General features: G+C 36.8%; 8 protein-coding genes. 6 read left to right on the plus strand and 2 right to left on the minus strand.

Annotated features, from left to right (window positions below; translation table 11 throughout):
- The first annotated feature begins 1 nt into the window (after position 1).
- The 3 genes from IV57_RS05895 to uvrA all read left to right on the plus strand — a co-directional run bounded on the left by IV57_RS05895 (position 2) and on the right by uvrA (position 6,235).
- Entirely contained in the window at positions 2-1,246 is a 1,245-nt protein-coding gene (locus tag IV57_RS05895; protein ID WP_057880577.1) for an MFS transporter, read from the plus strand.
- Between the two features lie 125 nt (positions 1,247-1,371).
- Entirely contained in the window at positions 1,372-3,378 is a 2,007-nt protein-coding gene (uvrB, locus tag IV57_RS05900; RefSeq protein ID WP_057880578.1) for an excinuclease ABC subunit UvrB, read from the plus strand.
- A 4-nt stretch (positions 3,379-3,382) separates the two neighbouring features.
- Positions 3,383-6,235: an excinuclease ABC subunit UvrA gene (uvrA, locus tag IV57_RS05905; RefSeq protein WP_057880579.1), complete on the plus strand. Its 2,853-nt coding sequence runs from the start codon at positions 3,383-3,385 to the stop codon at positions 6,233-6,235.
- A 234-nt stretch (positions 6,236-6,469) separates the two neighbouring features.
- On the opposite strand, the gene IV57_RS05910 is transcribed toward uvrA, so the two are convergent.
- On the minus strand, positions 6,470-8,494 hold the full coding sequence (locus IV57_RS05910; protein WP_057880580.1) for a cation:proton antiporter domain-containing protein: 2,025 nt from the start codon (positions 8,492-8,494) through the stop codon (positions 6,470-6,472).
- A gap of 128 nt (positions 8,495-8,622) precedes the next feature.
- On the opposite strand from IV57_RS05910, the gene rapZ reads away from it, so the two are divergent.
- The 3 genes from rapZ to whiA are packed head-to-tail and all read left to right on the plus strand — an operon-like array spanning position 8,623 to position 11,493.
- Positions 8,623-9,537 carry an RNase adapter RapZ gene (rapZ, locus tag IV57_RS05915; RefSeq protein WP_057880581.1) on the plus strand — a complete coding sequence of 305 codons (915 nt, stop codon included), beginning with the start codon at positions 8,623-8,625 and terminating at the stop codon, positions 9,535-9,537.
- Positions 9,524-10,558, plus strand: coding sequence for a gluconeogenesis factor YvcK family protein (locus IV57_RS05920; RefSeq protein ID WP_057880582.1), 1,035 nt, complete (start codon positions 9,524-9,526; stop codon positions 10,556-10,558). Before rapZ ends, IV57_RS05920 begins: the two co-directional genes overlap by 14 nt.
- Positions 10,558-11,493, plus strand: a complete 936-nt coding sequence (gene whiA, locus IV57_RS05925) for a DNA-binding protein WhiA (RefSeq protein ID WP_057880583.1) — start codon at positions 10,558-10,560, stop codon at positions 11,491-11,493. Before IV57_RS05920 ends, whiA begins: the two co-directional genes overlap by 1 nt.
- Before the next feature lie 83 nt (positions 11,494-11,576).
- On the opposite strand, the gene IV57_RS05930 is transcribed toward whiA, so the two are convergent.
- Positions 11,577-12,968 carry a DHA2 family efflux MFS transporter permease subunit gene (locus IV57_RS05930; RefSeq protein ID WP_057880584.1) on the minus strand — a complete coding sequence of 464 codons (1,392 nt, stop codon included), beginning with the start codon at positions 12,966-12,968 and terminating at the stop codon, positions 11,577-11,579.
- Positions 12,969-13,010: the final 42 nt, after the last annotated feature.

Below are 13,010 nucleotides of genomic sequence, written 5' to 3' on the forward strand. Positions count from 1 at the left end.
TATGGGATTTAATAAAAAACAGTGGAGTTGGATTTTTTACGATTGGGCTAATTCAGGTTACGGAATTATTGTTACTACAGCTGTTTTACCGGTTTATTTTAAGTCAGTAGCACAGAATTCGGGAGTATCTCAAGCTAATGCCACTGCTTTCTGGGGTTATGCCAACAGTTTTGGAACCCTAATAGTTTCGATCTTGGCACCAGTTTTAGGGGCTCTGGCAGATTATCCACACCATAAAAAGAAATTATTAAGTTATTTTTCTTTTTTGAGTATTTTTATGACGGTGGGCTTGGCATTAGTACCGCCAAATCAATGGCAAATATTACTGGGAGTGTATATCCTGTCGATAATCGGTTATTCGGCTGGTAACCTATTCTATGATAGTTTTTTGACTGACGTAGCTGATAATTCACAAATGGATTCACTCTCGTCTAATGGTTATGCTTATGGCTACTTAGGTGGAGTAATGTCGTTTATTCTTTTCCTAGTCTTACAATTGACCAGTGGTTTTGGAATGTTATCAGGTTATGGTGTCGCTCGGGTTAGTTTTCTCATAGCAGCAATTTGGTGGATTATCTTTTTTGTTCCTTTATTAAAAAATGTTCAGCAAGTCTACTCATTACCTGAAAATAACCATCCCATTATTTCCAGCTTTAAACGTGTTGGAATCACGATAACTCACTTACGAAAATATAAAGCAGCAGTTTGGTTTTTAGTAGCGTATTTTTTCTACATTGATGGAGTTGATACTATTTTTACTATGGCCACGTCCATTGGAATGGATATGGGCATTACCACAACTACCCTAATGGTTGTTTTGTTAGTTGTACAATTAGTAGCTTTTCCTTTTTCCATTTTGTATGGTTGGATTGCTAATAAATTTTCGACGCGTAAAGGGATATTGCTGGCAATTATTTTGTACTTTGGCATTTGTCTATATGCGCTGAAACTCAAATCGACCACTGATTTCTGGATTTTAGCTGTTCTAGTCGGGACCAGCCAAGGCGGGATTCAGGCCTTGAGTCGTTCTTATTTTGGGAAATTGATTCCTAAAGAATCTGGCAGCGAGTTCTTTGGCTTTTATAATATTCTGGGTAAATTTTCAGCGGTAATGGGTCCTATTTTAGTTGGAGTCGTGACACAATTGACCGGAAAATCAACAATTGGGGCCGCATCATTAAGTATTTTATTCTTGATTGGTTTGGGGATTTTCTTAGTCCTACCAAGGTTAACAACCGATAAGTAAATAAATGGCGAAAATATGTTCGCTATGTTAATATAGAAACAGCGAAATAAGCCTAACAAAGATTACATCTAATTCATGCGCGAGTTAGGTGTATTTTTTAGCTTAAAGAGGGGGTAAGTAGGTCCGTGATAGATAGAATTGATGATAATAAATTTGATCTAGTTTCAAAATATTCTCCGGCTGGAGATCAAGCTAAAGCCATTGATACAATCACTAAAGATTTTCAATCTGGCGAAAAGGAAGTTGTTTTAGAAGGTGCTACTGGTACTGGTAAAACCTTTACAATGGCGAATGTTATTAAGAATTTAAACAAACCAACTTTAATTATTTCTCATAATAAAACATTAGCTGGTCAACTATATGGTGAGTTTAAGGAATTTTTCCCAAACAATGCCGTTGAATATTTTGTTAGTTATTATGATTACTATCAACCAGAAGCGTATGTGCCTTCTAGTGATACGTATATCGAAAAAGATTCTAGCATCAATGATGAAATTGATAAATTACGTCATTCGGCTACTAGCTCACTATTGGAAAGAAACGATGTGATCGTGGTTGCTTCTGTTTCTTGTATCTTTGGTTTAGGTGACCCTAGGGAATATGCTGACAGTATTATTTCCTTACATGTTGGTCAACAAATACCTCGGGATACCTTATTAGAAGAATTGGTTGATAATCAATTTGAAAGAAATGATATTGATTTCCAACGTGGTAGATTCCGTGTTCGTGGTGATGTTATTGATATTTTTCCAGCTTCACGAGATGATAACGCTATTCGTGTAGAGTTTTTTGGTGACGAAATTGATCGAATTATCGAAATGGATGCTTTGACAGGAGAGGTTAAAGGTTCAATGGATCATATTGGTATTTTCCCAGCCACTCACTTTATGATCAGTGATTCTAAGATGGAAGATGCGTTAACTAGAATCAAGGATGAAATGGATGTTCAAGTAGCCCAATTTACTAAAGAAGGTAAATTATTAGAGGCTCAACGAATTCAACAACGAACAGAATATGATATCGAAATGATGCGTGAAATGGGTTATACTTCCGGAATTGAAAACTACTCACGTCATATGGAAGGACGTGCTGAAGGGGAACCACCATTTACCCTTTTAGATTTCTTCCCGAAAGATTTTAATATTATGATTGATGAATCCCATGTTACGATGCCCCAAATTCGAGGAATGTATAATGGTGATCGTGCCAGAAAGCAACAGTTGGTTGATTATGGGTTCCGTTTGCCTAGTGCTTTGGATAATCGTCCATTAAAGCTAGATGAATTTGAACAACATGTTAACCGAATTTTGTATGTTTCTGCAACACCAGGTCCTTACGAAATGGAACGAACAGACAATCGTGCTGAACAAATTATTCGTCCAACTGGTTTATTGGACCCGAAAATCGAAGTTCGACCAATTATGGGTCAAATTGATGATTTAGTAGGTGAAATTAATGATCGAGTTGAAAAACATGAGCGTGTCTTTGTAACAACTTTGACTAAGAAAATGGCCGAAGATTTAACAGATTATTTCAAGGACTTAGGAATCAAGGTTCGTTATCTTCACAGTGATATCAAGACTTTGGAACGGACTAAGATTATCCGGGACCTTCGTTTAGGTAAATTTGATGTTCTGATCGGTATCAATTTACTTCGTGAAGGAATCGATGTACCTGAGGTTTCCTTGATTGCTATTTTGGATGCTGATAAAGAAGGTTTCTTGAGATCAGAGCGTTCTTTAGTCCAGATTATTGGTCGGGCATCACGTAATGAACATGGTAAAGTTATTATGTATGCTGATTCGGTTACTGATTCGATGAAGGGAGCAATTGATGCAACTGCTCGCCGTCGTCAGTTACAGGAGAAATTCAACGAAGAACACGGCGTAACACCAACTACGATCGTGAAACCAATTCGAGATGCTATTTCTATGTTCCAGAAGGTTGATAATGCTTCATCCGAAACTGAAAAAATCAATGATGATATTGATTTCAAAGATATGACTAAAAAAGAACAAAAAGAATTGCTTGCTAATTTAAATGAGCAAATGGAAAGTGCCGCTAAGAAGTTAGACTTTGAGGCTGCAGCTCATTTACGTGATACGATTTTGGAATTAAAGGCGGAAATGTAATTATATGTTAAATGATAAAATTGTTATTCATGGTGCACGTGCACATAATTTGAAGAATATTGATGTTACCATTCCTCGTGATAAATTGGTTGTTGTGACTGGTTTGTCAGGATCAGGTAAGAGTTCTTTAGCCTTCGATACTCTTTATGCCGAGGGTCAAAGACGTTATGTCGAAAGTTTATCTTCATATGCACGTCAATTTTTAGGTCAAATGGACAAACCAGATGTCGACTCGATCGATGGTCTGAGTCCAGCAATTTCAATTGATCAAAAAACAACTTCCAAGAATCCTCGCTCAACGGTTGGAACAGTAACCGAAATCAACGACTATCTTCGTTTGTTGTGGGCTCGTGTCGGGACACCTATCTGTCCAAATGATGGAACCAAGATTACTAGTCAATCAGCTCAACAAATGGTTGATGCAGTTCTAAAATTGGCAGATGGAACTAAACTTCAAATACTCTCACCGGTCATTAGATCAAAACGTGGTCAACACAAAAAGGCTTTGGAGCAAATTAAGAAACAAGGTTATGTCAGAATTCGTGTTGACGGTGAAGTCCGTGATATCGGTGAGGATATTGAATTGGATAAGAACAAAAAACATGACATTGATGTAGTGGTCGATCGAATCGTGATCAATGACCATATCAAGTCACGTTTATTTGATTCTGTTGAAGCAGCCTTACGCTTATCCGATGGTTACATGAACGTGGATGTTATTGGACAAGAGCCTATGGTTTTCTCTGAGAAGAATGCTTGTCCTATTTGTGGTTTTACGGTAGGTGAGCTTGAACCACGTCTATTCTCCTTTAATGCACCTTTCGGAGCCTGTGAGAATTGTGATGGTTTAGGTGTCAAACTAGAAGTTGATTTGGATCTTGTAGTTCCTGATCAAGGTAAAACTTTAGCCGAGGGTGCGATCGAACCTTGGAATCCAATTAGCTCACAATATTACCCTGAGATGTTGGCACAAGCCTGTAAAGAATTCGATATTGATATGAATGTCCCATTTGAAAAATTACCTCAAAAGGATCAGGATATTGTTTTGAATGGTTCTGATGGTAAGAACTTCCACTTCCATTATGAGAATGATTTTGGAAATGTTCGTGATGTCGATGTGCCTTTTGAAGGTGTCATTCCTAATATCAATCGTCGTTATAATGAAACAAACAGTGATTTCACTCGTGAGGTTATGCGTAAATATATGACTGAATTAACTTGTCCAGTTTGTCATGGTAAACGATTGAACAAGAAAGCTTTGGCTGTCAAAGTGGACGGTCAAGATATTGCTGAAGTATCGAATATGTCAATCAAAGATGAACTCCCATTCTTTAAGGGAGTAAATTTTGGTGAACAGGATACTGTTATTGCCCAACCAATTTTGAAAGAAGTTAGGGATCGATTGAGCTTTCTGATTAATGTTGGTTTGGAGTATTTGACACTTTCTAGATCAGCAGGAACATTATCTGGTGGTGAGGCTCAACGAATTCGTTTGGCCACACAGATTGGTTCTAACCTATCTGGTGTTATGTATATTTTGGATGAACCATCAATTGGTTTGCATCAACGTGATAATGATCGTTTGATCAGTTCATTAAAAAAAATGCGTGATCTTGGCAATACTTTAATTGTCGTTGAGCATGATGAAGATACGATGCGAGCAGCTGATTATCTAATCGATGTTGGTCCTGGTGCCGGGGAAGCTGGTGGTAAAATTGTTGCTGCTGGAACACCTGAAGAAGTTGAAAAAAATCCTAAATCCTTGACTGGTCAATATTTAGTTGGTAAAAAGTTTGTACCGGTTCCCTTAGAACGTCGTAAAGGTAATGGGGATTTTGTCGAGGTTTATGGTGCTGCCGAGAATAATTTAAAGAAGCTAAATGTAAAATTCCCATTAGGTAAATTTACCGTTGTAACAGGAGTATCTGGTTCTGGTAAATCAACTTTAGTTAATATGATTTTAAAACGTGCCTTGGCACAAAAGATGAATCATAACTCAGAAAAGCCTGGTGCTTATAAAAAGATAACTGGATATGAAAAACTTGAAAAAGTGATTGCTATCGATCAGAGTCCTATTGGTAGAACTCCGAGAAGTAATCCAGCTACTTATACAGGTGTCTTTGATGATGTTCGAGATCTCTTTGCCCAAACTAATGAGGCTAAGCTTCGTGGTTATAAGAAAGGCCGTTTCTCGTTCAACGTTAAAGGTGGCCGTTGTGAAAACTGTCATGGTGACGGAATTATCAAAATTGAAATGAATTTCTTACCTGATGTTTATGTACCATGTGAAGTTTGTCATGGAACACGTTATAATTCAGAAACCCTAGAAGTAACCTACAAGGGCAAAAACATTGCCCAGGTACTTGATATGAAAGTTAAAGAAGCACTTGAATTCTTTAGCAATATCCCTAAGATCAAACGGAAGTTACAAACTATCGTTGATGTTGGTTTAGGTTATGTTTCAATGGGACAATCTGCTACACAATTATCTGGTGGTGAAGCTCAACGTATGAAATTGGCTTCAGAGCTTTATAAGAAATCTAGTGGTAAGAACTTCTATATTTTGGATGAACCAACAACTGGTTTACATACCGACGATATCAAGCGTTTGTTAGAAGTTCTACAGCGCTTGGTTGACGAGGGTAATACTGTCTTAGTTATTGAACATAATTTGGATGTCGTGAAGTCAGCTGATTGGTTGATTGATCTTGGTCCAGAAGGTGGCGAAGGCGGTGGGAACATTGTTGGAACGGGAACACCTGAACAACTTGCTGAAGTTAAGGGAAGCTATACGGGTCAATATTTAAAACCAGTTTTGATTCGTGATACGAAACGAACTAAGGATGCTGAAAAATAAAAAGAATTGATGAAGATTGATTATTTCTTCAAAAAAAAGAAATCACACTAAATTATTGTTTATGAATCCCTCAATGTAAGGGATTCGCAATAATATAGTGTGATTTTTTTAGAATTAATAACAATTAAAGAGTTCTCTAGCCAAATCGGCTTTGTTATGGAAGACGGAAAGTGAAGTACACTTCCACCTTAACCAATCATCAGTAAAAGCCCTAATTTCTTCATAGACTTCTTTTTATTCTTCATTAAGGGATTGTAGATAAACTAATTGATCAGTGGAGATCTGTTCATATAAGGCACCACCCAAATCAGTACTGAATTCCTTGGAAGTGATTTTTGATTGAATATAAGTATTTTCCTGTTGGAATGCTTCGATCAATAATTCATTTTGATTATTTTCAAATTCCTCATGACTATTGAAATCATTCGTTAGACGACGATGCCTTTCATCATATGCTCGGCGAACAATAGTAATTTCTCGGTTATTATCACTATCGTTGATTAAACTTTGGTTGAGATAACTAATGATTTTATCATAAGGCTGTTTTTCTACTTTGGTCATACTTTGCCACATTTGACGGTTGCGTTTAATTAATTCAGCCTTAGTTGCATGGCTGTGATTTGCCATTTGTCGGAAGACTTTTCGACGTTTTCGAGCTTTTTTAGAAAAAGAAGCTCTTTCAACAATATTAAATCTAAAGAAAAGCGAAATTCTCTGCCAATTGCTTTGTTGATATTGCATGATGGTTCGACGGGCAACTCGCATATAAAGATCGGCATTTAATTCAGAAATATCACCACTTTGAAGCATACTTTCAATTGTTTGTTTTTCCAATTCAAAACAATTATCGAAGATGATATCTAGTTTAGCTTTATCAGCACGACCTTCAATGTTTCTTTGACCATCAAGAATAGTGACAACTTGGCTAGTATTGATTGAACCTCCATGACGACTTTGAAGAGATAAAATGGCATCGTCAACCATTTGACCCTTAGCTTTAGCTAGTTCAGCATCAGTATATTTAGTTTCTTGATGAGGTAACAAGAGCGGTAAAACTAATGTTGGGACTAAAAGACTTGTCAAGATAACGACAGCGGCTACGAAGATGATATCGTTACGGAATGGGAATGGTTGACCATTTAAAGTTAAGGAGAGTGAAAAAGCCATAGCCAAAGTGATAGTTCCATGAACACCACTGTATGCCATAACAATACTATTAGCATGCTTTTCCTTTTTATCCCAAGCTCTGATACGGGCGAAATCCCAATTAGTCCAGAGATAACGCATAATGGTCATGATTGCATACAGTAGAATTCCAATTCCGAAAAGAATGGTGACAGAACCTGAATCGTGTTTATGCAAGTTGATGATGACGGATGGTAATGAGAGACCTAATAGTACAAAAACAATTCCGTTTAGAATACTAGAAACGATTTGCCAGGTACTAGTCATAACAATCTGCAGTCGAGAACTGGTCAAACGTAAACGGTTCTGTTGAATACCATGCATCAAGCCGGTCATAACAACTGCCAAGATGCCGGAAACGCCGATTGCTTCAGCAATTAAATAAACTACAAAAGGTGTTAATAAAGTGAAGGGTACCATAACTGATGGTGTATCAACGTGCATGTTGATCAACTTCAGTCGAATCGTTACAATTAATGCCCCAAGAATAGCACCAACAATAATACCTCCGAAGAAAACATACATAAAATTACCGATACCATTCCATAGGGAGAACTTACCAGTTACTGCTGCTGCTATGGCAAGATTCAAAGCTACGATACCGGAAGCATCATTGAATAGTGATTCATTTTCCAAGGTGCCCATGACATTAGTTGGAACTAACATGTTACTAGTGATGGAACTGACTGCTACGGCATCAGTTGGTGTGATAATAGCTCCTAAAGCAAATGCCAGTGCTAGTGGCATACTAGGAATTATTAAATGTGTTACAAAACCGACAACTAAAATAGAAATAATGGCTAGTTCGACCGATAATGAAAAAGTCGTGCCAAATTGATGTGTTAGACGACCAAGACTAGTGTGTTGGCCGTCGTTGAACATTAAAACTGAAATAATAACTAACAAGAAAATTTCTGGTTCAAGTTCAAAGTGTTTATAAATGGGAAAAAGAGATAATACCAAACCAGCTGCAATTTGAATAAAGGCAATTGGAATTTTATTAAATTTCCAATAAACGATGTTAGCGACAACTACGGCCGCAATTAATAAAAGTACTAAGAATACTGTATCCATAATAGGTCCTCCCTAAGCAGTTTAATTTTATCGCAATTTAACAATAAAAAATATTGTTATCTTTTATCCTTCAAAACTGACACGCCCGGACTGTTGTGTTATGCTTATATCCGAATGTGAGGTGCAATATGGCAGAAGATATGCTTAGTTTGGTTATCGTCACTGGAATGAGTGGTGCTGGTAAGACCGTTGCAATGCAATCCTTTGAAGATTTAGGATATTTTTGTATTGATAATATGCCACCCAATTTACTTCCTAAGTTTTGGGAGTTAGTGCATGAATCCGGTAAAATCAAAAAAGTAGCTTTAGTTGTAGATATTAGATCACGTGCGTTTTATGATGAAATCTTTTCAATGCTTTCAAAAATGGACGAAGATGAACAAGAAAAACATCAAAAAGTTGATATGAAGATTCTTTTCTTAAATGCTTCTGATGAAGAACTAGTTTCACGGTACAAAGAAACCCGCCGCAGTCATCCTTTAGCTATGGAGGGTCGACTTTTAGATGGTATTGAAAAAGAACGAGAATTGTTGGCTGAAATTAAAGGACGGGCTTCAGTTGAAATTGATACGACTGATTTAACTCCACGTCAACTTCGTGAAGAGATTTTTGATAACTTCCAAAAGAGTTCTGAAGTTCCGACTTTCCATATTGAAGTGATGTCGTTTGGTTTTAAATATGGTTTACCAATTGATGCCGATATTGTGATGGATGTAAGATTCCTACGTAATCCTTTTTATATTAAGGAGTTAAAAGCCAAGACAGGAATGGATAAACCAGTTTATGACTATGTCATGGATGATGAGGAAACTAAGAATTTTTATAACAAATTATATGATTTATTAAAAGATATTATTCCAGGATATGAAAAAGAAGGTAAAACCAGTTTAACGATTGCGATTGGTTGTACTGGCGGTCAACACCGTTCAGTTGCAATTGCTCAGCGTTTAGGTACCGACTTAAAGAAAAAGTACTATGTTGATATTACTCATCGCGATATGGAAAAATCTCAAAAGAAGGTAATCGAACATGGCAACAAATAGGATAGTTCGAGTTGTTAAAGGCCGCCGCCCCAGAGTCGTAGTTATCGGTGGAGGGACTGGTTTACCAGTTGTCTTGAACAGTTTAAGAAATATGGATGCCAATATTACAGCAATTGTTACAGTTGCTGATGATGGTGGTTCGTCCGGTATTATTCGTGATTACATTAACGTGGTTCCACCTGGGGATATTAGAAATGTGCTAGCGTCCTTATCTGATTTACCAGATGTTGATTTGGATGTCTTTCAATATCGTTTCAAAACTAATGATGATTTCTTCTCAGGACATGCGATTGGGAATTTAATTATTGCAGCTTTAACTGAAATGTCACCTAATATTTATGATGCTGTCCAAGAGTTATCAAAAATGATGAAGGTCGATGGTCACGTTTATCCAGCCAGCAATACCAAATTGACTTTACATGCTGAATTTACCGATGGTACTAAATTAGCTGGAGAGCATGAAATCACTCACTCTGGCAAGCATGTTAAACGAGTTTGGGTCACTAATTCGGATGATCCAACGACGGAGCCTAAGTCAGTTATTTCAGTTATTGCTTCAATTATGCAAGCTGATGTAGTTGTTTTAGGCCCTGGTAGTTTGTTTACTAGTATTTTGCCTAATTTGATGATTAGCGATATCGGTGAAGCACTTAGACAGACTTCAGCTGAAGTAGTTTATATTTGTAATATCATGACGCAAATTGGTGAAACTGAGGGTTTTACTGATGCTGATCACGTACGAGTATTGAACCGCCATTTAGGTGGTAATTATATTGATACAGTTTTGGTCAATACTCGGAAAATTCCTGATGGCTATGTTGATAAGAAAAAGTATGATGAATATGTCAATCAGGTTAAAACAGACTTTAAGGGTTTAAGAGAAATGGGTTGTAAGGTAGTTCAAGATGACTTCTTATCGTTACATGACAATGGAGCTTATCACGATGGCAAAAAAGTTGCTGATGAAATTTTGAATCTATCGCTACAATCAGGAAATAGAAAAAATGAGGTGAGACGTTAGTGGCTTCTTATGCAAGTGAGGTTAAACAGGAACTCACAAAATTAGTGGTCCATCCAGAGCATGCTCGAGTTGAATTATCAGCTTTAATGCGAATGAATGGCTCATTAAGCTTACAAAATCATCATTTTGTCTTAACCGCACAGACTGAGAATGCTGCAATTGCCAGAAGAATTTTTTCTTTAGTTAAGCAAAAGTATGGTATGGAATCAGAGTTACTTGTGCGTAAAAAGATGAAACTGAAAAAGAATAATCAGTATTTGGTGCGTTTAAAGCGTGATACTAATAAGGTTTTAACTGATTTAGATATTTTGGATCAGTCTGGTTTGTCGATCAATACGGATGTGCCAGAAGAGGTACTCAACGAAGACCAAAGAATGCGCTCTTATCTTCGAGGGGCTTTTCTAGCAACTGGTAGTGTTAACAATCCAGAAACTTCCAGATATCATTTGGAGATCTATTCATTGTATGAAACTCATAATGAGGGGATTGCTCAAATGATGAATTACTTCCATTTGAATGCTCGGACAACTAAACGTCGTAATGGTTATATCGTTTATTTGAAAGAAGCTGAAAAAATTGCTGACTTTTTACAATTGATCGGTGCTACTAATTCGATGCTCAAGTTTGAGGATATTCGAATTGTTCGTGATATGAGAAATTCCGTGAACCGTTTAGTTAACTGCGAGAATGCTAATATTAATAAAACTGTGGCTGCGGCTGAACGTCAAATCGATAATATCAAGCACTTGCAAGCAACCGTTGGTTTGGACTCCTTACCGGAAAAATTACGAGAAATTGCTGTTTTAAGGTTGGAAAATCCTGAGGTTTCATTAAAGGAACTTGGCGATATGGTGCCGAGTGGTGCTATTTCTAAATCGGGAATCAATCATCGTTTAAGAAAATTAAATCAATTAGCCGAAACAGCTAGAGTATAGAAAAAGACCCTGAAGAAATTCAGGGTCTTTTTTGGTGTGACAAAAAATAGCCTATGATTTGATAATCACAGACTATAAATATCTTAATTTGTTTTTTTATTGTTTTTAATTAGCAAGGCAAATATGAAACCGATAATTGCCATACCGAAGAAGAAAGCAAAGACATATTGATAACCAATCAGACCATCATTAGCTGGTAAGTGATGATTTTGATTAGTTGTTACCAGAATCAAGGTTGCTAAACTGACACCTAACGAACCTAGCAATTGACGAATAGTAGTAATAATTGCTGTACCATGGGGAATTAATTCTTCTGATAAAGAATTACCACCAAGCGTTGTAGCAGGCATCATAACAAAGGCATTTCCACCTTCAATTAAGCTAGCAATTAAGATCATTGGCCAGATAGTCAATTTGGTGTGAATAACAAAGAGTAGGAACCAGCCAACAACAATCATTGACATACCAATAATTAAAGTGGACTTAAAGCCAATTTTATCAGCCAAACGACCAGTTAGAGGATTCAAAATACTTAGAATAATAGCAGGTGGAACTAAGGCTAAACCTGACATTAAAATTGAACTATGAAGAATATTCTGATAATAAAGTGGATAAATAATAGTAACGACAATCAAAGAAATGTATGAAAAACCAGTTAAAAGCACAGCCAAATCAAAATTAAAATTTTTCATAACTTTTAGATCAAGCAGTGGTTCCTTTTTAGTTAATTGACGGTGAACAAATAAGAACGTAAAGATCAAACTAATAACTAGTAGAATAATTAAATCAATTCCAAAACTTCTGGTAGCTCCAGCTTGATTAACAACATATAACAAACCAATCAAACCGAATAGATAAACTGTTGAAATTAAATCTAGACTAGCTTTGTGACGTGGCATAACGTCTTTGATATTGAGGAGACCACTGATAAATATCACGATCATGATCAAAAGGAAAATAACGAAAAGTCCTTGCCATTGTAAAAAGTTTAAAACAATTCCTGAAATGATAGGACCACTAGCCAAAGCAGATCCCATAACGAGACCAGCGTAACCCATAGTGGCACCACGATTTTTTTCCGGTGTGATGGTCAGCAACACGGACTGGAATGATGGGAAAAGAATCCCAACACCGATAGCTTCCAAAGCCCGACCTAACATGGCCATTGGGAAGTTTGGAGCAACGATGATAACTAGTGTTCCAACAATAAAGATTGAAACAACACTCAAAAAGATTTTCTTAAATGAAAAATTATTTAATAGCCACGGACTGATTGGCATCATAATACACATGATTAACATAAAACCAGTGGTTAACCACTGAATAGTTGGTGCTGTGACGCCGAAGAATTTCATTAATGTTGGATAAGCCGTTGAAAGAGATGACTGACTGATCGACATTGTGAAGGTTCCGGACAACAAAGTTATGATGAATAACTTACGTGCTAGGCTGTTTTGGATTTCACCCTTATTCATAAATACCCCTTCTTTTGTTTAGTCTAATAACAAATTAAGGAT

It is taken from the genome of Companilactobacillus kimchiensis (genome assembly GCF_001438805.1).
Classification (GTDB): Bacteria; Bacillota; Bacilli; order Lactobacillales; family Lactobacillaceae; genus Companilactobacillus; species Companilactobacillus kimchiensis.

What these genes read in the sequence shown, in the direction of transcription:
- IV57_RS05895 (WP_057880577.1), top strand. Translation starts at nt 2, where the DNA reads ATGGGATTTAATAAAAAACAGTGGAGTTGGATTTTTTACGATTGGGCT.
- uvrA (WP_057880579.1), top strand. Translation starts at nt 3,383, where the DNA reads ATGTTAAATGATAAAATTGTTATTCATGGTGCACGTGCACATAATTTG.
- IV57_RS05910 (WP_057880580.1), bottom strand. Translation starts at nt 8,494, where the DNA reads ATGGATACAGTATTCTTAGTACTTTTATTAATTGCGGCCGTAGTTGTC.
- rapZ (WP_057880581.1), top strand. Translation starts at nt 8,623, where the DNA reads ATGGCAGAAGATATGCTTAGTTTGGTTATCGTCACTGGAATGAGTGGT.
- IV57_RS05920 (WP_057880582.1), top strand. Translation starts at nt 9,524, where the DNA reads ATGGCAACAAATAGGATAGTTCGAGTTGTTAAAGGCCGCCGCCCCAGA.
- IV57_RS05930 (WP_057880584.1), bottom strand. Translation starts at nt 12,968, where the DNA reads ATGAATAAGGGTGAAATCCAAAACAGCCTAGCACGTAAGTTATTCATC.